18 protein-coding genes and 5 pseudogenes are annotated in these 23,756 nt (G+C 40.9%); 8 read left to right on the top strand and 15 right to left on the bottom strand.

Annotation, left to right across the window (positions count from 1 at the left end):
- Window positions 1-334: helix-turn-helix domain-containing protein (locus ACT3TU_RS09240; protein WP_444784301.1), on the top strand; the 334-nt coding region annotated here is incomplete at its 5' end.
- 174 nt (window positions 335-508) lie between these two features.
- On the opposite strand, the gene ACT3TU_RS09235 is transcribed toward ACT3TU_RS09240, so the two are convergent.
- From ACT3TU_RS09235 to ACT3TU_RS09210, 6 genes are all read right to left on the bottom strand, one after another.
- Window positions 509-1,366, bottom strand: coding sequence for an ABC transporter ATP-binding protein (locus ACT3TU_RS09235; RefSeq protein ID WP_192519725.1), 858 nt, complete (start codon window positions 1,364-1,366; stop codon window positions 509-511).
- Window positions 1,356-2,234, bottom strand: a complete 879-nt coding sequence (ntrB, locus tag ACT3TU_RS09230) for a nitrate ABC transporter permease (protein WP_192519724.1) — start codon at window positions 2,232-2,234, stop codon at window positions 1,356-1,358. The genes ACT3TU_RS09235 and ntrB overlap by 11 nt, the downstream gene beginning before the upstream one ends.
- 8 nt (window positions 2,235-2,242) lie before the next feature.
- Window positions 2,243-3,703 carry a CmpA/NrtA family ABC transporter substrate-binding protein gene (locus ACT3TU_RS09225; RefSeq protein WP_192519723.1) on the bottom strand — a complete coding sequence of 487 codons (1,461 nt, stop codon included), beginning with the start codon at window positions 3,701-3,703 and terminating at the stop codon, window positions 2,243-2,245.
- Between the two features lie 111 nt (window positions 3,704-3,814).
- Entirely contained in the window at window positions 3,815-5,191 is a 1,377-nt protein-coding gene (locus ACT3TU_RS09220; RefSeq protein ID WP_192519722.1) for an FAD-dependent oxidoreductase, read from the bottom strand.
- Window positions 5,192-5,264: 73 nt separating this feature from the next.
- Complete coding sequence (locus ACT3TU_RS09215; protein WP_443512918.1) at window positions 5,265-6,464, bottom strand: acyl-CoA dehydrogenase; 1,200 nt, start codon at window positions 6,462-6,464, stop codon at window positions 5,265-5,267.
- Window positions 6,465-6,594: 130 nt separating this feature from the next.
- A complete protein-coding gene (locus ACT3TU_RS09210) occupies window positions 6,595-7,146 on the bottom strand; it encodes a carboxymuconolactone decarboxylase family protein (protein WP_192519720.1) in 552 nt (183 codons plus the stop codon).
- A 358-nt stretch (window positions 7,147-7,504) separates the two neighbouring features.
- Between ACT3TU_RS09210 and ACT3TU_RS09205 the strand changes: the two are divergent.
- Window positions 7,505-7,714 (top strand): annotated as a pseudogene (locus tag ACT3TU_RS09205) (IS1/IS1595 family N-terminal zinc-binding domain-containing protein); the annotation flags it as partial.
- A 46-nt stretch (window positions 7,715-7,760) separates the two neighbouring features.
- Here ACT3TU_RS09205 and ACT3TU_RS09200 read toward each other — a convergent pair.
- Window positions 7,761-9,053 (bottom strand): annotated as a pseudogene (locus tag ACT3TU_RS09200) (IS3 family transposase).
- 63 nt (window positions 9,054-9,116) lie between these two features.
- Here ACT3TU_RS09200 and ACT3TU_RS09195 point away from each other — a divergent pair.
- Window positions 9,117-9,251: pseudogene (locus tag ACT3TU_RS09195) on the top strand (IS630 transposase-related protein); the annotation flags it as partial.
- Window positions 9,226-9,750, top strand: coding sequence for a transposase (locus tag ACT3TU_RS09190; protein ID WP_443215911.1), 525 nt, complete (start codon window positions 9,226-9,228; stop codon window positions 9,748-9,750). The pseudogene ACT3TU_RS09195 and the gene ACT3TU_RS09190, both read left to right, overlap by 26 nt.
- A gap of 73 nt (window positions 9,751-9,823) precedes the next feature.
- Here the strand turns inward: ACT3TU_RS09190 and ACT3TU_RS09185 are convergent, their stop codons facing one another.
- The 3 genes from ACT3TU_RS09185 to ACT3TU_RS09175 form a co-directional block, all read right to left on the bottom strand.
- Window positions 9,824-10,750, bottom strand: a complete 927-nt coding sequence (locus ACT3TU_RS09185) for an IS30 family transposase (protein WP_444784300.1) — start codon at window positions 10,748-10,750, stop codon at window positions 9,824-9,826.
- A 110-nt stretch (window positions 10,751-10,860) separates the two neighbouring features.
- Window positions 10,861-11,559: an LrgB family protein gene (locus tag ACT3TU_RS09180; protein ID WP_444519222.1), complete on the bottom strand. Its 699-nt coding sequence runs from the start codon at window positions 11,557-11,559 to the stop codon at window positions 10,861-10,863.
- A 9-nt stretch (window positions 11,560-11,568) separates the two neighbouring features.
- Window positions 11,569-12,060 carry a CidA/LrgA family protein gene (locus ACT3TU_RS09175; RefSeq protein ID WP_192520905.1) on the bottom strand — a complete coding sequence of 164 codons (492 nt, stop codon included), beginning with the start codon at window positions 12,058-12,060 and terminating at the stop codon, window positions 11,569-11,571.
- A 135-nt stretch (window positions 12,061-12,195) separates the two neighbouring features.
- On the opposite strand from ACT3TU_RS09175, the gene ACT3TU_RS09170 reads away from it, so the two are divergent.
- The 3 genes and pseudogenes from ACT3TU_RS09170 (at window position 12,196) to ACT3TU_RS09160 (ending at window position 14,609) form a co-directional block, all read left to right on the top strand.
- A complete protein-coding gene (locus ACT3TU_RS09170; protein ID WP_192520903.1) occupies window positions 12,196-13,086 on the top strand; it encodes a LysR family transcriptional regulator in 891 nt (296 codons plus the stop codon).
- A gap of 9 nt (window positions 13,087-13,095) precedes the next feature.
- Window positions 13,096-13,284, top strand: a pseudogene (locus ACT3TU_RS09165) (IS3 family transposase); the annotation flags it as partial.
- A gap of 43 nt (window positions 13,285-13,327) precedes the next feature.
- Window positions 13,328-14,609 (top strand): annotated as a pseudogene (locus tag ACT3TU_RS09160) (IS256 family transposase).
- A 462-nt stretch (window positions 14,610-15,071) separates the two neighbouring features.
- On the opposite strand, the gene ACT3TU_RS09155 reads toward ACT3TU_RS09160, so the two are convergent.
- From ACT3TU_RS09155 to ACT3TU_RS09135, 5 genes are all read right to left on the bottom strand, one after another.
- Window positions 15,072-16,229 (bottom strand): iron-containing alcohol dehydrogenase, encoded by a 1,158-nt coding sequence (locus ACT3TU_RS09155; RefSeq protein WP_444784299.1) that lies wholly within the window; start codon window positions 16,227-16,229, stop codon window positions 15,072-15,074.
- 54 nt (window positions 16,230-16,283) lie between these two features.
- Window positions 16,284-17,804: an aldehyde dehydrogenase family protein gene (locus ACT3TU_RS09150; RefSeq protein ID WP_443530493.1), complete on the bottom strand. Its 1,521-nt coding sequence runs from the start codon at window positions 17,802-17,804 to the stop codon at window positions 16,284-16,286.
- A gap of 498 nt (window positions 17,805-18,302) precedes the next feature.
- Window positions 18,303-19,793, bottom strand: a complete 1,491-nt coding sequence (locus tag ACT3TU_RS09145; protein WP_201560992.1) for a CoA-acylating methylmalonate-semialdehyde dehydrogenase — start codon at window positions 19,791-19,793, stop codon at window positions 18,303-18,305.
- Between the two features lie 61 nt (window positions 19,794-19,854).
- Window positions 19,855-21,045 carry an iron-containing alcohol dehydrogenase gene (locus tag ACT3TU_RS09140; RefSeq protein WP_201560991.1) on the bottom strand — a complete coding sequence of 397 codons (1,191 nt, stop codon included), beginning with the start codon at window positions 21,043-21,045 and terminating at the stop codon, window positions 19,855-19,857.
- Between the two features lie 43 nt (window positions 21,046-21,088).
- Complete coding sequence (locus ACT3TU_RS09135) at window positions 21,089-22,480, bottom strand: GntP family permease (protein ID WP_298872567.1); 1,392 nt, start codon at window positions 22,478-22,480, stop codon at window positions 21,089-21,091.
- 181 nt (window positions 22,481-22,661) lie between these two features.
- Between ACT3TU_RS09135 and ACT3TU_RS09130 the strand changes: the two genes are divergently transcribed.
- Window positions 22,662-23,432, top strand: a complete 771-nt coding sequence (locus ACT3TU_RS09130; RefSeq protein WP_174660670.1) for an IclR family transcriptional regulator — start codon at window positions 22,662-22,664, stop codon at window positions 23,430-23,432.
- Window positions 23,433-23,756: the final 324 nt, after the last annotated feature.

Below are 23,756 nucleotides of genomic sequence, written 5' to 3'. Positions count from 1 at the left end.
CATCAAAGACAAGGGCTTGCGATTGGTGGTGGCCGATCTACCAACCACGCATACGGTAAGTAAGGGCATGACAGGTGAGATCCTAGCAGTGATTAACCATATGCTGATCGACTTGTTAGCAACGATGGCAAAGCTTGATAACGATAAGCGTAGAGAGCGTATTAAGCAGGGGTTAGCGAATAGTGGTTATAAGCCCACAGGTAAGAAAGCCAATACAGTGAAACATAATCGTATTAGAGAGTTGGCCAGTCAAAACAATATGACGAAAGAGGAGATTGCTAAGGCGGTTGGTGTTGGGGTGGCTACGGTTTATAGGGTGTTAAAGCAGGGATGATAGCTGAGGTTTTTTAATTGTTTATTTGCCTTCTTATAGACACAATGCGATCAGACATATAATGATTAATCTTATAGATTCTAATCATACATTCTGATTCGAAAAAATTGCCTCCAATATAGCCGGGGCGGTTCACAAATATTTGCACTGGTTCTAGTGGAGTATCAATATTCCTTATAACCCATCCCAGCTTTCATGTTTAAAATTAATCACTCTTGGTAACGTTCCTCGATCACTTTGTTGTTGTAAAGTTTTACTACGATGCAATAAGAAATCAAGTAAGTGGTTGCGAATTTTATAATAGTGGCTATGGTGGTGAATATCATCTCGATGACGTGGCTTAGGAATGGTATTTTCAACAATTTCTGCCAAAAAAGCTCTAGGGCCGTTACTCATCAAAAAAATGCGGTCAGCTAGTAAAATTGCTTCGTCAATATCATGGGTAATCATAAAAACTGTTTGATGGGTTTCATTAACGATATTAACCAGTTCATCTTGAATCACGCCACGCGTTAGAGCATCTAACGCTCCAAACGGCTCATCCATTAAGAGCATTTTGGGCTGAGTTGCAAATGCACGAGCGATACCAACACGTTGTTTCATACCACCAGATAATTCGCTGGGTTTTTTATGCTTGACTCCTGCCAAGCTAACCATACCAAGATAATGGTTTATCTGTTCATCCAAGTATTTGGCAGAGATATTAGGGGTTTTGGCTTTGATAGCAAAGGCGATATTGTCGCTGACGGAGAGCCAAGGAAGTAAGGCATGACTTTGGAACACAACACCACGCTCTAAACCTGGAGCAGTAACCGCTTTGTCCCCCATGATTATTTCGCCACTACTAGCTTTTTCTAGCCCCGCTAGAGCATTTAAAATCGTGGATTTACCACAGCCAGAGTGCCCAATTAGGCAAATAAATTCGTTTTTATAGATATCAAAATTGACGTTTTCAAACACGTTTTCGCCTGTGCCATAGTGTTTGGTTAAATTTCTTAATTCAATCAAATTTTGAGCATCATTATTCGACATAACTCACCTTTTTTTGTAATAACCCAAACAATGAATCCAAAATCATACCTATTACCCCAATAAGCAATACCGCAAAAATCACATTAGCAATTGAAAGGTTATTCCATTGATTCCACACAAAATAGCCAATCCCTGTACCGCCAACGAGCATTTCTGCTGCCACAATGACAAGCCATGCTATCCCCATTGAAATCCGCATTCCTATCACGATAGTCGGTGCAGCCGCAGGAATAACAATTTTGGTCGCTGTTTGCATTGGTGATAACTCAAGCGTACGAGCGACATTGCGCCATTCACGGCGGACATTTGCGACACCAAAAGCAGTATTGGTCAGCATTGGCCAAATTGAACAAATAAAAATCACAAAGATACTTGATGCATCAGAATCCTTGATGGTGTAAAGCGCAATCGGCATCCAAGCAAGTGGTGAAATCGGCTTTAGCAGTTGAATAAACGGCATTAATGCGTAGTTTAATACAGGTGATATACCAATCATATAACCAAGTGGAATAGCAACAATCATTGCTAAGAAAAATCCAAGCAATACACGCCCTATCGAGTAACTAATCTGAATGCCAATGCCTTTGTCATTCAAGCCCCTGTCATAAAATGGGTCAGAAATATGTCCCCAAGAAGTTTTAGCAAAATCAGCTAGACTTGGAAATTCACTCTTCTGTCTTTTGACTACCGCCCCTGCTTCTGTGCCTTCGGGGATATCTCCCATCAGCACACTATATTCTAGTTTGAGTGGGTCAGTCGGTGCATGAAATTGTATTGGTAAAGTGGCCATATGCCAAATACCAAGCGTAGAGAGCAGAATTAATAAGGATAAAAGGTAACCTTTGGTTTTGGTAGAAATGTTTTTCATGTAGCGATTTACCCTTTATGACCGATAGCGAAAGAATTGAGGTACTCATTCGGATTACTAGGGTCAAATGCTTTACCCATCACGCTAAAAGAAGGATAGCCGCTTGCCAAGCCGGATCCATCTTTGCTTAATTTATCTTTAACTGGGTAACCCATCAATTGCATTTGTTTTTTGGCATCAGTGAGCATAAATACTTTTTCGGCAATATCTTGATAGTTAACACTCTCTTTGAGATAACCCCAGCGTTTCATCTGTGTCATCATCCATACAGCCACGCTGTACCAAGGTAATACATCAAAACTCATACGGTCTGGAAAATCTTGAATATTTTCAACACCATCAGCAAATCGACCCATCAGTGACTGACGAAGCACTAATTCTGGTTGATTAAGATAATTTGGTTTTGACAACAAGGTAGAAAGTCCATGCCGAATGGTACGGTCATTTGCCATAATATTCGCTTTTATAATAGCTCGATTCATTGCCAAAAAAGTTTGTGGATTTTCATTGATAAAGCTTTGCGATGTGCCAAACGAACAACACGGATGACCGTTCCAAATATCTTGACTTAACGTATGAATGTAGCCTGCCTTATCCCAAACTGCTCGCTGATTAAATGGCTCAGGTCCAAAAAATCCGTCGATATTGCCTGCCTTAAGATTGGCAATCATATCAGGCGGTGTGGTAAGTCGCAGTTTTACATCTTTATCTGGGTCAAGTCCATGTTCTGCCAAAAAGTAACGCAATAAATAATTGTGCATTGAATGCTCAAACGGAATGGCAAAGGTCATCCCTTTCCAATTTTTTGGGTCACGATTATCCTTGTGCTTGAGCGACATAACAAGGGCTTGACCATTGGTATTTTGAATTGCTGCTACTTTCATATCTTGCTGTGCAGAGCCGAGCCCTAAACTAATAGCAATCGGCATCGGTGCAAGAAAATGGGTCGCATCAAGCTCACGATTTACCATTTGGTCACGCACCAAAGCCCAACCTGCTCGCTTGAGTAAATTTGCCTTGAGGCCTTGCTCTTGGTAAAAACCCATTGGATCAGCCATAATCAAGGGTGTCGCGCACAAAATCGGTAAAAACCCAATATTAACTTGTTTTTTCTCTGGATTAAGTTTATCCAATGCCGCTGCTTCTTGTAGGCTTGCAATTGGCAAAACACTAGCAATCGCCGCCATTGCAGTCCCTGTGCCAACAGATTTTAAAAACGCTCGGCGAGTCGGCTCATGTGGAAACAAGGCTTTTATTGCTACCGCCTCGATAAAATCATGGCTCAGTTGCTCAGTAGTGCTTTGTTCGCCATAGCTTTTTTGCAAATATGTAACTTGCCGTGTTTGCTCATTGCTAAAACTAGCAGTGCATTCCAATTGACTAGTGTGTTTACCACAAGTACAACTACCAAAATGCAATTGTTGATCGCTGTTATAAGGGCGGAAAATATTATTCTGATGGTTGCTCATAAATTTTTACTTTAAAGTTTTTAAAAGATTAGACCGCTGACGATCAGCAAAGCTCAACAAAAATACTTATCATATTTTGATATATCAATATTGTCATTTAACCTATGATTTTTATAATGAAAAATCCATATCCGCCACGATTTCCACTCGTCCATCGCCCGCTTCTATCGCCTGTTGCATAATCAGAGTCTTACCATCATCAACAATCGTTTCCCAATGCGAATTCCTGCATGGACTACCTGTCACTGTCACCGCAACTGATTTGGTTTTTAGCCGAACCACAGGAGTTTGGTGACTATAGCCTTCACTGTCCAGATCCAGTACTTGGTGAGCGATGGTATCTGCTTGCTGGCGTATCGGTGCAACAAAACGACATGCTTGACCATCGATTGCCATACAGTCTCCAATCGCGTAGACATCGGCTTGTGATGTTTGCAAAGTCTGATTATCGACAATAATCCCTTGCTGTGGCGCAAACCTAATTCCTGCACGGTTAGGCAAGCGGCCATCTACAATTAATCCTGTGCTGGCAACCACTTCATCAACTGTAATCGTTTTATCGTTATCGGCAAAGTGAATTTCATATTGACCATTTTCATTTTTATCAATAGAACTAACTGTGTTATTTCCTAAAAAATTGATATTGGTACGCACGAGAGCATCTTTTACCATTTGGCTAGCTTTGGTCGGCAAAATTTCAGCAAGTGGCAATGCGTTACGGTCAATTAAGATGACTTGATGTCCTGCTTTGACAATATCTTCGGCAAACTCACTACCTATCATCCCTGCACCGATAATTGCTACCAACTGATTGGGTTTTACTGCCAATTTTTGTTGCAGTTTAGCAAACATATCGACATGGTTAATTCGCCAAACAAATTTTGGTAGTAAGCTTTTCGGTAAAACAGGTTTTGCCCCTATCGCAAATACCAGTGAGTCATAATTAAAATCACCCCTAGTGGTACGCACTTGCTTGTTAAGGGTGTCAATGTGCATGACAAACGTATTGGCGACCAAACCAATATTTAAACGCTCACTTTCGGCAGTCGCAAGTTGAGTAATCAGATTCTCAGCATTTTTACTTTGGCTAATAGCAATTGATAATTGCGGTTTATGGTATCTATTACCACTGTCTGCGGTAATTAAGGTAATGGGGTAGTCTGCGTCCAAAACACGCACTGATTCAATCACAGCCCAACCTGCTAGACCTGCACCTATTACCACCAATCCCCCTGTGTTACTGATAGGATTAATTTGGGGCTTGACGATGTTAATGGAGCGCGGGATAAATAATTCAAAATCTCGTTTGGTTACACCACACAATGGACATTGCCAATCTTCCGGAATATCTTCATAGCGAGTGCCTGCGGGAAGACCGCCATCTGGGTCACCCAGCTTTTCATCATAAATCCAACCACAGGCACGGCATAAGAACTGCTTCCACTCACCACGTCCGTCAGTTGGATTGTTATCTTTATCTATGTTCATATCTTTCTCTGTTATTAAGTTTTGAGCATATTCAAAACGCCACCACTCATTTTTTAATTAAAAAAAGATAAAATCAATTAGGCGTAATCTCAGTCATTAGTTGATGGGACAAAAAGCGTAAATGCTTAATCGCAGGGGTCACAATCGCCACAAAATGAGCTTCACGGATACGCCGTTGCGGATTAGACGTCATCAAGTAACCTCTTGCACCTTGATGTAAAAGACTTGCTTGCGTAGCATCTAGCGATAATTTGGCACTTTGGATACGTAAATCTAGAACATCTAGCAGATAGTCTTTGCTAGGGTTAAATGGTGTTTTGGCAAGCTCTCGAGTGTGATCCACAGTATTGTCTAATGCCAATTGCAAGCCGCTTGCTTGGTCTTCCAAAAACTGATTGACATGACCGAGTTGCCCTTCAACCGCACGAATATCATCAATTGCCCCTTGGATAATGCCAATACCTATACCCAACTGCATGAGTACAAACGCGCCTCGAATACGCTCGATAAAAGGTTTCGCAGGGTCGGCGATAATATCGTCGGTCGGTACAAAATAATCATTTAGCTCAATTTTCCAAGTGCTAGAACCTTCCATTCCACTAAATGTGGGACATTGGCTTAACCTCCACTCCCTTTTTCTCTCATCATCAAACGCTAGCAAAAAGAAAATATCGAATGGCAAGTCATTGCTGATGTTACTAATAGATTCTACCGTTGCTACCGCACCACAATACTGATGCGGTGCAATATGGCTAATCCAAGGCAAGGTGCCAGACACACGATAACCGCCTTCTACTTTCTTGGCACGTAAAATCATAGGTTCAATATTTGCCCAAGTTTTCATTGGATTGGATAATGCTGTACCGCCGAATGTATTGCCCAATGTGTGATTTGGTAATATACGGTTTTTGAGAGATGTATTCTCAGATTGGTCAAGATAAAAACCCATAACCTGATGACACCACGATAAAAAGCCCGTTGTACCACAAACTTTAGAAATCTGCGCTGTGCTCTCAATAGCTGTCATAAAGCCATTGTTTTGACTGCTCAAATGCGATGCAAACGCTCCAAGTTTAGCCAACTCTCCCATTTCTTTAATAGGATAATAACCTTTGTCAATGGCAATGGGGTCAAGGATTAGCTTTGCTGCATCACCAATGTTTTGCAGCAACCGCGGCCTATCTTTCCACTGTGCTATCAATGGCAATGAAGTATTTGACATAAGAGGTTTATCGTAAAAGGTGGCAAAATTGGTTGAGATTTGATGGCTCATGAGATGAAACAACCTAAATATTGATGGAGGAATAACTAAAAATGCAAAAACCGCTCATCACTTGGTTGAGATGAACGGTTTTATGCAATCAAATATGCAAAATCTCAACGACTTGCTTATTACGTTAGCTTTATTTTTTTGGAGCGAAAGGTTGTAATTCTGGGTTAATATCATTTTTAGCTACATTATTCGCATAGTTACAAAGAGTTGCTAAGGCAATGCCCATCACGATATCAAGAATATTGGTGTCGTTATAACCTGCATCTTTAATGGCTTGTAATTCGCTATCTGAGACTTGACCACGTTTGTCAATTAATTGCATAACAAATTGAGCAATCGCTTGGTATTTAGTATTATCTTCGATATTGGTACGTTCACGTAAGGCGTTTACTACATTTTCTGGCATTTTTAGTTTCGTAGCCACCTTAGTATGACCTGCTATACAGAAGTCGCAACCATTGTGAGCTGCAGCGGTAATCTGTACAACCTCAATTTCTTCAGAAGTTAAGCTATTACGACTATTCATCTTCCCGACTTCTTGGTACATCTCTAACGCTTGGGGTGAATTTGATAATACGCCAATTAAGTTAGGGATAAAGCCGTTTGCTTTTTCGACCGCAGCAATACGCTCTTTGGCTTTTTCTGGAGCAGTTTCAATAGTGTTTACAGTTAGACGCGCCATTGACTTTTCCTTTTTTAGGCAGTTTTAAATTCATGAATATTATTGTAGGTTTTTATCAGCGAAAGACCTAATTCGTAAATAGAATATATAAATCCCAATGTTGAATAAATACTTTTAATAATCTATCGATCTATACCCCACTTTCAACTTTGAAAGTGATTGAAAAAAGAAGAGCAGAGCACTAATCTAGTGTTTTCGACCAAGAATACAACGGAGTCATGAGATGCGCATAGATGAATTTATCATCAATATCTATTTAGATATAGAATGATATTACAAAATAGGGTGGTGTATCAAAAAGTATGCTGGAGTAATAAAAGAAGGGTGACAGCCGAAGCAAGATGATATATTTGAGGTTATGAAGACACAAATACAGATCAATTGCCCCGACTGTCACAGTCCCAGTTTAAAGAAAAACGGCAAAAAAAGCTATGGCAAGCAGAACTATCAATGTAAGGACTGCAAACGCCAGTTTATTGGCGATCATGCCCTAACTTATAACGGCTGTCACTCTACAATAGAAGATAAAATACGGCTAATGACAGTGAGAGGCTGTGGCGTCAGAGACTGACCCCTGCCGTCAAATCCGTATACATAAACTTGGGAGATTTTAGTTACGCAGCTTGACGATAATAATCAAACCACATCTGTCTTGGCGATTTATAGCTCAAGCCCTTTTGAATCCTAGTCTGGTTGTAATATAGCTCGATGTATCTAATGATATCGGTAATGGCGGCAAATCTAGTTTTATAATCCTTATGATATACCAACTCATTCTTCAATATGCCCCAGAAGCTTTCTATTGGAGCATTGTCGAAGCAATTACCTTTAGCGCTCATTGAACCTGTAAACTGATGCTGCTTAACGATCTTGTGGTAGGCATGGCTGCAATACTGGCTGCCTCTGTCAGAGTGAACGATTAGCCCTTTGTTTGGACGTTTATTCCTGATGGCCATGTTCAATGCGCGACAGACCAAATCTGCGGTCATGCGTTTGTTGATCGCATAGCCGACCAGCTCTTTGGTATATAAGTCTTTGACTCCCGCTAAATACAACCAGCCCTCATGTGTCCAGATATAAGTAATATCGCTTACCCATGCTTGGTTAGGGCGACTGGTGTCAAACTTCTGATCGAGCACGTTTGGATAGACCAGTTTGTGATGATTAGAGTCAGTGGTGACTTTAAAGCGCTTATGACGACGGCATTTGATGCCGTGTTCCTCTTTGATGCTTCTGACCATGTATAGACTAATATCATACCCTTGCTCGGTGAGCGTTGCATGCAGACGCTCAACACCATAGCGCTCATGAGTCTCACTATGAGCGGCTTTAACTAGTAGCTCGCACTGATTACGGTGTACCTGCTGACAGCTGATATCACGACTCAGCCAGTCGTAGTAGCTCGATGGTTTAACGCTAAGTACGCGGCACATCCTACTGATGCTAAAGATTTGCTGGTTGTCTTTGATAAAGGCGTACTTGACTAGCTGTCACTGCGGGCATAGCCCTTCGCCTTGCGTCACTAAAACAGTCTCCCAGACTGTTTCTTAACGTTCCTCATTCGCGAAGTACGCCGTCGCCTCATTCGAGCATAGCTCTCATCTTGCGTCGGGGCGAAGCAGTGCTTCGCTTTATCCCTCCTCATTTAAGATCTCGCGCTCCTCTTCGGCAACTTTAAGCTGTCGCTTTAGGCGTTTTACCTCTTCAAGCGCACTCATAAGTTCAGGGTCATACTGCTTTGTTCCTACAAGCTTGCCTTGATTGGCTTTGTTATGCCAATTTGAGAGCGTTTGCATCTCTATTTCGAGCTGCTGAACAGTTGCACTCAAGTTACGATTGTTGTCTGTTATCTTTTTGACAGCTTCAGCTTTAAATTCGTTACTGTAGGTTCTTAATTTCTTGGTCATGGTAAACTCCTATAATTGTGCTTAGTTTACCAAGTTTAGTTGTACGGTTTCTTCAGCATAGCTCATGAGCGAGCTCGTCGCTTAAACTGTAGTAAAACAGGCATTTATCATGCCCTAAAGCGCCTAGGCATCAGTCAAAAAAAAGACCTTAGAGCATCCAAAAGCCTGTCCGATCAAAAGAGCGATATACCACAGTAAGCTTAATAGCTTTAGGCAGCAAGGCTATCCCATCGTTTATATATACGCGCGCGGCTTTGAGCACGAGACCATTCGCTCTCATGGTTATGCACCGATTGGTAAGCCTTGTATCGATAGCTACAACTGGCAAGGTAAAAAGCGAACCAACGTTATCGGTGCTCTCTATGAAAAGATGCTGTTTGCACTAGATTACTTTAAGCACAACATTAACAGCAGCATATTCTACGAATGGTGCAAACAAACCCTAATCCCAAGTCTTAAAACCAAATGCGTGATTGTGATGGATAATGCCAGATTTCATAAGAGTAAGCGCATTCAAAAGCTACTGAATAGGCATGGTCATCGTATTCTATGGCTGCCACCGTACAGCCCTGATTTGAACCCTATTGAAAAGAAATGGGCACAAGTAAAGTTTCTACGCCAAGGCTGGTTGGAAAACGACTTATCCAAGTTGTTTTATGATGTTTGTCCTAACCATAACAATTTTATTTTGAACTGACTATATCATATCTATTCTTAATATAGATTAGGGTCTCTATATATATTCTTAGATTAACATACCAAGTGCAACGCTAAATAATATTATAGAACACCTGACTAGGAGTCTTGAAATCTAACCGTTTTCTTGGTCTGTTATTTAGTTTATTCTCAATCATTTGAATCTCTTGATCAGAGACTTGTCTAAAATCACAGCCTTTAGGTAAGAACTCTCTGATCAAGCCATTAGTATTTTCATTCGTACCTCGTTGCCAAGACGCATAAGCATCAGCAAAGAAGAATGGACTAAAGAGTTTTTGCCTCACTTTTTTGTGATCTGCGAACTCTTTACCATTGTCAGAGGTAATCGTTTTGACCTGTATTTTTACTGGGGTTAAAAGATCTATCATCGCCTCTGACACTTGTGATGCACTCTTTTTAAGCACACGTTTCATCTTAAGCAGTCCTGTACGGCGCTCAACGATCGTCACAATCGCTTGCTTGTGATGCTGACCGATAATCGTATCCGCCTCCCAGTCTCCAATCCGCGTGCGCGCATCAACTATGGAGGGGCGCTTATGGATTGAGACTCTGTCATTGATACGACCTCGGGTCTCAGTAGTTAGTGGCTTACGATAAGGTTTGGCTTTACGTCTAAGACACTGCCATAACGTGCCACCTTTACTCTTGTCACTCCAGATATAGCGATAGATGCTCACGTGACTAATGCCACCATGAAACCCGGCTATCTGCTGGGGACTCCAGCTGTCTTTAAGCTTGTTTGTGACCCAATCCCATACGTCAGTGATGATAGTGAAAGCATTGTTTGATCGTCTTGCACGAGCTTTGTTATCGGCATAATGAGCTCGGTAACCTCGCAGGCTTTTATTACGCTTAAGCTCTCTTGATATAGTACTAGGACTTCTGCCTAATGCATCAGCTATAAATTTAATACTATGTTTCGCACCTTTAAGGGCATAAATCTGATATCGTTCACCTAGGCTTAGATGTGTATAGTTCATGGTTACAATCTCACTTTGGTCGGTGGATATAAACTTTGATGCTAGCGCATCTAGGTCTTTTTTTCACCTCGCATTTGGTATTGCACTTCATGTGTTAATCTAAGATTTGTTTAAACTTGCCCAAATAACATTACGCCATGTATTAATGAAGGGCCTAAGAATACCATAAACAATCCCGCTAAAATCATTGTTAAACTAGCTATAACGCCCTCGTCCTCATTGCGCTGACTTGCCCGGGCTGTACCAAAACCGTGTGATGCATTACCAAATGCGATTCCATTTGCAAGATGTGAGCGAATACGAAAAAAAGTCAAAATCATATCCCCTAAAATCATTCCCACAATCCCTGTAATCAAAGTAAACAATGAAACTAAAGAGGAAGATCCGTGAATTTTTTCAGATAAGTCTAACGCAAATGGTGTCGATATTGAACGGGCCATCAAGCTATAGGTCAAGGTCTTATCAAAATGGAACAAACCAGTGAATAGGTATATGCTTAAGACTCCCACCACCATCCCAACAGTTATAGAAGCGGTCAAAGCCAAAGCATGTTGACGTATTAAACGACGATATTCATAAATAGGTATAGCAAACGCAACCGTTGCGGGGGCAAGTAACTGCACAATCCAAGCTGTATCTTTCCAATAAGTATCATAAGAGATATTAAAGATAATCATTAATGAAAGCGTTATTACTGGAACCGTGATAGCTGGGTTTAGCCAAGATTTTCGATAGCGCACATAGATTACTTTAGCCATATAATAAGCAGCTAATGTCCAAATGAGACAAAGGATTGACCAGACATTCATTGTAAATCCTCACACATTATCATTATTTTTTAGGTTTAATTGGGCTTTATGAATCTGATGTCGATACAATCTACGTTGCAAACGGTGCACCATAATAAAGGTTAATGCTGAGCTTAACATCACCATCGCGGTACTTAAGATAATTGTCAGCATTAATTGCCAGCCCTTACTGATAAATAGCGCCTTGTATTGAAGTATTGACATCATAAGTGGGATAAACATTAATACTAATTCACCCAAAACAAATTTTGCCCCCAGTCTGACCCAGTTAACCTTGATAGCACCACTCATTAATAAGATCAGCATTAAAGATACTCCTAAGACGCCTGAGGATACGGGTAAATGCAATAACTCAACCAATATCGCAGCACAATACCAGACAGCTGCGATAATAGCGCATTGCATAAGGACATGAAGCCATGATTGGCCATAGAACCTTTGAAGTGCCAGTTTTGTTTTAGCTAAAAAACAGGAGGATAGACGAAGATTAAGATTACGCATAATAGTTGTTGTTTGTTGATTAGAGACTACTTATTATAAAAATACTATAGTCATAAATTATGAATTATATTTTTATTTTTATTCCCAATTTCTATAATAAATTTCGTTCTTTCTCTTAAATGTGGTCTATTATTTATGATAACTTTCAAGCAATTACGCTGCTTTGTGACAGTCGTAAAAACAGGTGGGTTTCTTCAAGCCAGTATCCAACTCAATTTAACTCAACCCACCGTTACCAAATCCATCAGTAACCTTGAAGAATATTTAGGCGTAGCTCTGTTTGATAAGCCGTTGACTCATAGAAAAAAGCGGCTAGTTAATTTAACGGAAATTGGCGAACACCTCTATATTCAAGCAGTGGATATCTTACAAAAGGCAGATAATCTTGAACAAACAGTAGTAGATTATCAGCAATTAATAGGTGGTAAGTTGCGTCTAGGGATTTCACCGTTAGGCAGTGAAATACTAAGCAAAGCTATTTTTAACTTTTACCAAATGCATCCTAGTATAGAAACCTCACTTATCGAAGATGGTGCTGAGTCACTTAAGCAGGCCCTTCTAGAGGGGCAACTTGATGTGGCAACATTGATGAAGCCGATTGACGATGATTTTGACTACTCGTCGATATGTTGCTATCCAGTGGTGGTCGTAGCAAATAAAAACCGTATGGGTAAGCGAAAAACGAAGGTAACACTTAAATCACTATCAAATGCACCCCTAATTTTATTTACCTCCAATTCATCATTTACTCCAATGATTATAGAAAACTGTCAATCACTAGGTTTTGAACCTAATATTATTTGCCAAACCAATCAGTGGCACTTGCTTCTTGACATGGTAAAACAGGATATGGGTGTGACTCTTTTGCCTCAATATTATACTCAAAAGTTGGATTTAACAGGATTAGTCTGCTTGCCACTAACCCAACCTCAGTTAAAATGGGAGCTTGTCATGGCTTGGCGCCGTCATCGCTTGCTTACACCAAGTATGCAAGCTTGGCTTGATAACATAAGAAAAAATATATAACTAGGCCTTGATAATGCTTTGGCTGTAACAGGGCATAGGTTATACAAAACAGAGGTGATTGAATATTTGAAAGCAGATTTGCAAGGTTTAGCGAATGTACAACTTGCGACATTGAATTGGGTAGATTGGTTCAATAAAAAGCGTATACACAGTGCATTGGGCTATGTATCGCCTTTTGAGTTTGAGAGCCTTTCCTAAAAAGTGTGTAACTGCTTATAATCCACTAACAGGAGAATAAGCAATGACTACTCAATCTGACATTAAAAAACTGGCCGAGCAAATGGCTGGTAGCATGAACAGCTTCGATGACATCAAAGACTTTCAGAAGCAGCTCATGCAGTCGTTTATCGATACTGCCTTAGAGGCTGAGATGGAAGACCATCTCGGCTACCCCAAGCATGAGAAAGCAGACAAGCCTAACAAGCGCAATGGGCACACTAAAAAGACCGTCCGCAGTGACACAGGCGAGCTTGAGATATCCACCCCAAGAGACCGTGATGGTGACTTTGAACCTGCGTTAGTGCGTAAGCATCAAACCCGTATTAGTGGCCTTGATGATAAAATCATATTTCACTACAGGCATAGCCTTACGTCTTGCGCTTCGGGCAAGTGTCTCCCAGACACTTGCTGATCCTCGCTCATACGCCAAGGGTCAAACCACTACCGAGATTGTAGAGAGCATCAAAGAGCTCTATGACGTCGACATCTCAAGCTCTCTTGTCTCAAGAGTCACCGATAACATATTAGAGGACATCACCGTTTGGCAGAACCGGCCGCTGAGCAGTGTTTATCCTATCGTCTATTTGGACTGCATCGTCGTTAAGGTACGCCAAGACAAGCAGATCATCAACAAGGCGATCTATCTGGCGCTAGGCGTGGGACTTGATGGTAAAAAAGAGCTGCTTGGCATGTGGCTATCAGAGAATGAAGGCGCTAAGTTCTGGCTAGGTGTTCTCACTGAATTACAAAACCGCGGGGTACAAGATATCCTCATTGCTTGTGTTGACGGTCTAAAGGGCTTCCCTGATGCCATCAATACCGTTTATCCCAAAGCCAAGGTTCAGCTGTGTATCGTACACATGGTACGCTATTCAATGAAGTTTGTGCCGTGGACGGATAAAAAGGCAATAGCGGCTGATTTAAAAGCCATCTACGGCGCTGATACGCTTGAGATAGCAGAGGCCAATCTCGAGCACTTTGATGAGACTTGGGGCACAGAGTACCCGCACGTGGTCAAGTCTTGGCGTAATAACTGGGAGGGCTTAACGGTGTTCTTTGAGTATCCGAAAGACATCAGAAAAGTGATTTATACTACTAATGCGATAGAATCGCTAAACAGCGTCATTCGGACAGCGGTGAATAAACGTAAGGTGTTCCCGTCTGATCAGGCAGCATTCAAGGTAGTCTACCTAGCAACTCAGCAGGCGTCGTCAAGGTGGTCGATGCCAATCCGTAACTGGACGTCTGCTCTGAATCGTTTTATGATTATGTTTGATGACCGTATCAGTAAGCATTTAATCTAAAGGGCAGTTACACAGAATCTGGGATGGTCTCGATATATTTTAGAAAATACTACCCTTCGTGACCACTAATCCTTATTTAAAATGGACCCTTAGATATTTAGGCTAGTAGCACCAATGGTTTGAGTGGATAAGGTAGTTTTAATGTACTTAGCGAACATTCAACTTTCTAGTTAGGACTCGAATATTTGGCTGTAAGCTAAAGATGTTAATTGTTTAATTTTATGAAATATTACGCAATGTGCTTTGTAATGTACTTACTATGCATTTTCTATTCGTGTTTAGTACGCCACATAGGCATCGATACTCGTACTCAGCATTGTTCTCTTGATTAATTTTGATAACCGCATTAGATTAGGAATTGCTATCCTCAATAATTTTTATTACCTAGGATAGCTTCATCTATTTTCTCGTTATTCTTTAAACTGCCAATAGTAAATATCAACAGTATTTATTGCTACATCATCAATATGCATCTTTAAAAATTAATACGATATCTTCTTTTGTTCCCTTGCGTGGATTACTAAAGGCATTACCATCTTTTAATGCATTATCTGCCATGAGTTCAAAGTCTTGCTCTTTGACTCCTAATTCGCTGAGATGGCCAGGGATGGCGACATCGGCAGAAAGTCTAAACAAGGCATTAATGGCTTTTTCAGCCGCTTCTATCGCTGAACAATCTACTGTATTTTCTCCGAGAAATTCTGCGATATCAGCAAATTTTTGTACATTGGCGATCAAATTATAACGGCATACATGCGGTAATAATATTGCATTGGCAACACCATGTGGCATGTCATATAAACCACCGAGTTGATGTGCCATAGCATGCACATAACCTAAGTTACCATTATTAAAGGCCATACCCGCCAATAGCGAAGCATAAGCCATATTTTCACGGGCTTTAAGATCACTACCATTGGCGACTGCAGTGCGTAGGTTGTTAGCAATCAGTTTGATAGCTTGAATGGCAGCTGCATCGGTAACTGGATTAGCATCTACTGAAACATAGGCTTCAATGGCATGGGTTAGGGCATCCATACCAGTCGCAGCCGTCAAAGCACGTGGTTTACCAATCATCAACAATGGATCATTGATCGAGACCATAGGCAAGTTACGCCAACTGACGATGACGTATTTCAATTGGGTTTTGGTGTCAGTAATCACGCAGTGGCGTGTGACTTCACTGGCAGTACCCGCCGTGGTATTTACTGAGACGATTGGAGGAAGTGGATGGCTCAGAGTATCGATACCTGCATAATCGCCAATCTTGCCTGAATGTGTGGCCATAATACCAATAGCCTTACCGCAATCATGTGGAGAACCCCCACCTACGGTAACGATCATGTCGCATTGATTATCTTGGTAGCATGCTAGTCCGGATGTTACATCGGAATCTTTAGGGTTTGCCTGAACGCCAGAAAACACGCTGCTACTGATACCGACTGCATCGAGGTAGGCAATAGTCTTTTCAACAGCACCATCTTTGAGTGTAGCCAAAAATGGGTCGGTGACAATCAAGGCGTGTTTTCCACCTAATATCTGACAACGTTGTCCTACAACTTCTAAACAGCCTGGACCAAAGAAATTGACGTTAGGTACTAAATAATCATAAAAACGCATAAGTAAATATCCTTTTTAAATATGAATCAGTTTGATGGTTACTACATGGAGAAACTAGAAGAGTCCCATTGAATTGTCGTCATAACTGACTAAGAGATTTTTGGTTTGTTGGTAATGGTCTAGCATCATCTTGTGGGTTTCACGTCCGATACCTGAATTTTTATAACCACCAAAGGCTGCATGCGCAGGGTGTAGACCATAGCAGTTGGTCCAGACTCGCCCAGCCTTTATAGCGCGACCCATGCGATAGGCCAGACTAATATCTCGGGTCCATACCCCTGCAGCAAGACCATATTCAGTGTCATTGGCAATAGCGATGGCTTCATCTTCATCTTTAAAAGTGGTGACTGCGACCACAGGACCAAATATTTCTTCTTGGAAGATGCGCATCTTGTTATGGCCCTTGAGCAGGGTGGGTTGTAAATAGTAGCCTTCTTTTAGTGTATCTGATGGCACCTGGCTTTCACCACCAATTAAGACTTCCGCACCTTCATTTTTACCAATTTCGATATAGTCCAAAACCTTCTTAAACTGTTGCGCTGAGGCCTGGGCACCCAGCATAGTTTCAGTGTCGAGAGGATTACCCTGACGAATATTGCGGACTTTTTCTAAGACTTTTGCCATAAAAGGCTCGTAGATAGATTCATGGATCAAAGCACGCGATGGGCAAGTACAGACTTCACCTTGGTTAAAGAATCCCATCACCAAGCCTTCGACGGCTTTGTCAATGAATTTTGGATTGGCCTGCATAATATCAGCAAAGAAAATATTGGGAGATTTACCGCCAAGTTCCATGGTACTTGGAATTAGATTGACTGCTGCATGTTTCATGATATGCATGCCAGTTGGGGTTGAGCCGGTAAAAGCGATTTTTGCAATACGACGACTTGAGGCAAGCGCCTCACCGGCTTCGTTGCCGAAACCATGTACCAAGTTGAGCACACCTGCTGGTAGGAGATCGCCAATCAACTCTAACAGTACGGTCATCGACAATGGGGTTTGCTCGGCAGGTTTAAGCACGATGGTATTACCCGCGGCAAGTGCAGGTGCTAATTTCCATGCGGCCATCAAGAGTGGAAAGTTCCATGGAATAATCTGTGCTACCACGCCGAGTGGTTCATGAAAGTGGTAAGCTGCCATAGTTTCGTTGATTTCAGATGCACCACCTTCTTGAGCGCGAATACAGCCAGCAAAATAGCGGAAGTGGTCTGCTGAAAGTGGTACGTCAACGTCGAGAGTTTCACGAATCGGTTTACCATTGTCCCAAGTTTCAGTTACAGCTAGATATTCAAGATTGGCTTCGATTCGATCAGCTATTTTTAATAAGACCAATGAACGGTCTTGGACGGAGGTTTTACCCCATGCTTCTGCTGCGGCATGGGCCGCATCAAGGGCCAAGTCCACATCAGCTTGTTGAGAACGTGGAAATTCACCACAGGGTTCATTGTTTATTGGAGTATTGTTAATGAAATATTCGCCTCCTATAGGTTCGACGAATTTGCCACCGATGTAGTTGCCGTAGCGTGGCTTAATACTAAGTAAGCTATTTGCGTGTCCTGGTGCTGCATAAATCATGCTCGTTCCCTCTTGTTTTTGTCCCAGTATCCATACTGTTTACAGCAATATTTTCTACATTGCTTATTAAAGGACGTAGATAAAAAAGTATACATAACGATAAGATGATTATCGTTATGTATACTTTTAACGTAGTAATTTTGATTTGTCAATTCTTATTAGTGTAATGGCACCATAAGCAAATTATTAAATGAGAATTCTTCAGATATGTTTATGCAGGTATGTTTTTAAGAGTATATTTAAAAGAATACTAGTAATAAGCAATCAAGCCTGATATCAGATTAGCAGTGGGTACTGTAACAGCACAATCTGTAAAGATTTTAGTCTTGCATATTTTTCAACTTGAAAACCACCGTCTCAATTAAAGAGCGGTGGTTGATTAGAATATTATCTAGAGGCTTAAGCGCTTGTACTTTATATTTCGCCCATGTAAGAGGTCCTGTTTCTATTTAAACTTGTATTAGTGGACTTTCGAACTGAGATTAATATAGACGAGCTTTATGTTGGCATAGAAAACTGCTTCTCTTCTCGTATTGCTGCACTAGGCCAACGCTGAGTAACAGTTTTTCGGCGAGTAAAAAATCTTACACCGTCTGGACCATACATAAATAGATCTCCGAACAATGAGCGCTTCCAACCTCCAAAGCTCTGTGATGCTACTGGCACTGGTAATGGGATATTTACCCCAACCATGCCGACTTGGATATTATCAACGAAATAGCGAGCCGCTTCTCCATCTCGGGTATAAATACACGTTCCATTACCATACTCATGTTCATTTATAAGCTCTATCGCTTCTTCCATTGTCTGAACACGCATAATTTGAAGCACTGGACCAAAAATTTCTGCATCATAACTGTCCATCTCTTTTGTCACATTGTCTATCAGAGTAGGACCAACGAAAAACCCTTTCTCATGACCTGCTGGTGCCGCATTAGAACCATCAATGATTACTTTTGCTCCTTGGTTTGCAGCACTTTTGATATGCTCCAAAATTTTAGTTTTATGAGCCTGAGTAATGACAGGGCCAAAATCATTTTCTTTGTCCGAATAAGCACCTAGTTTTAGTTGCTGTATTGCCGGCTGCAATGCTTCAACCATTTTATCAGCAATATCATCACCTACTGCTACCGCAACAGATAAAGCCATACAACGTTCGCCTGACGAGCCAAATGCAGCCCCTAATAGAGAAGTGACCACATTATCTAGGTCCGCATCAGGCATGACGATTGCATGATTTTTTGCCCCGCCTAGAGCTTGACATCTTTTACCTTGGGCTGTTGCTGTAGTGTAGATATACTCAGCAATTGGAGTAGATCCTACAAAACTTATAGCTTCAATATCTGAATGATGTAATAGAGCATCAACCGCCTCTTTACCTCCGTTAACGACGTTAAGAACACCATCAGGTAAACCCGCCTCTTTTAAAAGTTTTGCGATAAACAGCGATGCACTTGGATCACGTTCAGATGGCTTTAGAATAAAGGTGTTTCCACAGACGATAGCCATAGGAAACATCCAAAGAGGAACCATAACAGGAAAATTAAATGGGGTGATGCCAGCCACTACTCCTAGTGGATGAAACTCACTCCAAGAATCAATATCTGGACCCGCATTACGACTATGTTCGCCTTTTAATAACTCTGGTGCACCACAAGCATATTCAACGTTTTCGATACCGCGTTGTAATTCACCGGCGGCATCATGCGAAATTTTTCCATGCTCTTCGCCAATTAGCCTGCAAATTTCATCAGCATTTTTTTCTAATAGCTCTTTGAATTTGAACATGACTCTAGCGCGTTTCATAGGTGGCGTTTTACGCCATGCTGGAAAGGCCGCTTTTGCAGCGATAACCGCTTCATCAATAGTTTTAGAACTACCTAAAGCAACCTGTTTACTTACTTCACCAGTAGAAGGGTTATAAATAGGTTGTGTTTGGCTCGCTTCATTAATTTCCTGACCATTAATAAAATGTCCGATAGTTTGCATAATATATATTCCTTTTATAGCATTTAGTTTATACGTAGATTAAAAGTAAGCTTTAGTTTTATTAGCTTGTCGAAACATCATCTGAGCTACTTTCTGCCCATAACAATGTATAAAGTTGAACCATTTCTTCCAAACTCGGTATTCGGGGGTTGTTGTTAGGTGAACCAGAGGAAAATGCTTGTTCACACATGGTATTTATTAGCGCATCAAAATCAATTTTTTGAATCCCAAATTGTTCCAATGTAGGCACTTTGAGCTCGATATTGAGGTTTTTCAGATACGTAATCAAATTTATATTCGCTTGATTATCAGTATCATCAAAGCTCGCCACTCCTAATGCTCGTGCACAATCTGCATATCGTTCAGGAGTGCCTGATATGCCAAATTCAGTAATAGTTGGCAATAGCATCGCATTTGATAAACCATGCGGTACGTGAAAAAAAGCGCCAATCGGTCTGCTCATTCCATGCACCAAAGCCACCGATGAATTACAGAATGCAATACCAGCTAACGTAGAACCTAACATCATGGCTTCACGAGCATCCTCATCTTCGCCATTATGATAGGCCTTTTGTAGATTGGGCCCAATCAAACGTAATGCAGCTAAAGCCTGTTGATCACTATAAGCGTTACGTTTTTGACTGACATAAGCCTCTATAGCGTGAGTCATTGCATCAATGCCAGTATCAGCAGTGGTTCGAGGAGGCACACTCATAGTAAGGCTATAATCAATAATGGCGGCTATAGGCATAAATCCCATACCAACGCATAACAACTTTTCGTTATTTGTTTCATCAGTAATAATAGTAAATCGAGTAACCTCTGACCCTGTTCCGGCCGTAGTAGGTATCGCAATAATAGGTAAACCTGCTTCATTTACTTGACGAGGAAATTTATAGTCATTAATGACGCCACCAAATTTCCCTAAAATTGAAATTGCTTTTGCGCTATCTATAGGACTCCCGCCACCTAAGGCAATCAAACCATCATATTCTTGGTGTCGTACCTGCTGCACCCCTGACTCAATAGAGCTTTCAGTAGGCTCAGGCATAGTATCTGAGAATACATCAGCTGTAATCTGAACCTCTTTCAAAATGGTTTGTAGTTTGTCCACATAACCCAGTTTAACCATCATCTCATCCGTAATGATGAGAGGCTTTTTAATACCCAAACTATCTAATATGGTCGGTAGCTTTTGACATGCATCGCGGCCTACCTCCATGATTCTTGGGAGAAGAATACTATGTGACATATTTAACTATCCTTGTGTTGATCACTATGTGTTTAATACTGTGCTAAAACGAACCTATCAATGTGCCTAAGGTGATTACTGCTATGAGAGCTAGTACAGGTACCGCAACAGCTACCACAAAAATATCTTTATAAGACTCTCTATGAGTGAGCTGACAAATTACGAGTAGAGTTATAACTGCACCATTATGAGGAAGAGCATCTAAACCACCTGATGCTATAGAAGCTACACGATGCATTAACTCGGGATTGATACCAAATTGAGAAGCTAACTGAAGATAGTTGTCCCCCATGGTATTGAGAGCAATACTTAGTCCACCAGACGCTGAGCCAGTAATACCTGCCATAACGTTTACGAAAACAGCCTCTGAAATTAGAGGGTTCTCCGGAGACAAACCTAATAAGAATTCTTTTACAATGATAAACCCGGTTAAAGTAGCGATAACTGACCCATATCCAACTTCAGATGCCGTGTTAAAAATTGGTAGCAATGACCCTAGCGCACCCTCACTGAGCGATTCTTTTAGGTCCTTCCAACGCTTCCAATTGAGCAGAATCATCGCTCCGCAAGACACTACCAAAGCTATAACAATAGCCCAAATACCAAGAACTTTAGATAGAGGAACAGCGCCAAACTCTTCAGTTGCTAGATAGCTGTTATCCATACTAGGTAATAGCCATTTTGTGCAAATGAAATTAATCAATATGACTAAGATGATTGGTAATAACGCTACAAGTAATGAAGGCTTGGCGCTATGATCGACTACCGCTAACTTATCATGATGATGTTGACCATAACCCTCTCCTGCATTTAGAGCTGTTTTAGTACGATAATTAAGCCAAATCATTCCGCCTACTAACATGATCAAGCCACCAATAGCACCAAGACCAGGGGCAGCAAAAGAATCTGTTTTGAAAAATGGCATAGGAATGGCATTTTGAATTGCCGGTGTCCCTGGTAAAGCGGTCATCGTGAAGGTCAAAGCACCCAAGGCGATAGCACCAGGAATAAGTCTTTTAGGGATATTCAATTCGCGAAATAAAGCAGCAGCGATTGGGTATACAGCAAAGCCCACTACAAACAATGACACACCGCCGTACGTTAAAATCGCACAGGCCATGACGATAGATAAAACAGCTTGCTTCTTACCGAGTTTAGTGACGAGTGACTCTGAGATGCTAAGTGCGGAACCTGAATCATCCATCAACTTACCAAATATAGCGCCTAGTAGAAAAAGCGGGAAGAAGCTGATGATGTATCCACCCAGACCTTTCATAAATACTTGCGTATAGACGCCTAGCATCGTATTAGCCTCACCACTTAAAAGCACAGCAAGCATTGCTAGCAAAGGCGCTAACAAAATCACGCTATGACCACGGTAGGCCAAATACATTAATAAACCTAACGACAGCAAAATGGGCAATAAACTTATCATATGCACTCCCTGTGCTATATATACATAAAATCCATTTCATTATTTTCACATAACGATATAAATTTTATCGTTATGTGAAAATAACAGAATATTTTTATAATGACAAGTCTTAAATCATTAAATATTATCGTTATAATGATTAGAAACATTAGAAGTCATATGGTTAGGGAGTGACAAAGATATGAGTAATACTAAAAAGAAGGGCTCAAGTGTTGAGCGGGTTTTGCAGATTGTGGAAATTCTGGCGAGATCGCAAAGACCAATGAGCGTTAGCGACTTAGCAGATACATTGGATGTACCTATACCTAGTATGTACAGGTTATTAGATCAGCTACAAAATATCGGGTTTGTACAATTGGACTTGCCTGGGAAGGTGACCTCTGGGAAAAGAACCTATAAGTTAGCTATGGACCTATTACAGAATAATCATTTTAAAATTGAAAGACTTGCAATATTACAGCAGCTTTCAGCACAAATAGGAGAAACCGTAGGCATTGCAATTATGAAAGACCTAGATGTAGTTTATGTAGATCGCGTTTTATCTGATTGGCCACTTCAAATATATCTGCCAGTAGGAACTCATGTACCGATTTGGGCAAGTGCAAGTGGGAAGTTATTCTTATCACAACTATCCAATGCAAAATGCGAACGTATCATTAATAAAATATCGATACATGCATTAACTACCAATACGCAAACAGATAAAAAGCAATTGATGCAGACTATTTCTAAGACACGGGATACTAGAGTAGGGATAGACAACGAAGAGTTTATTCCAGGCATGGTTGCTTGTGCTGTACTCATTCCTAATGATGAAAATAAAACGTTTGCTACAGTATTCACCCATGGTCCAACTGTAAGAAAAACTTTGGATGAGCTATTAGAATATGTACCTATTATGCGAGAAGCTGCTCTCGAGCTATCCGTTACTTTTAATCAGGACTATGAATAAATTATTAGCAATGTTTATTATTTATGATACCCGTCAACTCACCTTGACCTAAGCGAATAATTTTATAGAAACTAATTTGGGATATATTAATCAGACAGTACGAGGAATTACTATTCGTGGCAACAAACGTCAGTAATTGAAAATGGTATATTTTAGGTATACACCACTTAAGCCAGTCAAATAGACCGCTTAAAATAGACTGGATACAGTCGAACATGAAATGGTAAATTAACTATCCATTATTTATAGCTTAGATTAACACACCAAGTGCAACGCTAAGTAATGGAATAAAACACCTGGTTTGGCGTTTTAAACCCCAATCGT

The sequence above is a fragment of the Psychrobacter sp. AOP3-A1-26 genome (assembly GCF_052378235.1).
Lineage (GTDB): Bacteria > Pseudomonadota > Gammaproteobacteria > Pseudomonadales > Moraxellaceae > Psychrobacter.
This window is presented reverse-complemented; position numbering and strand designations above follow the sequence as displayed.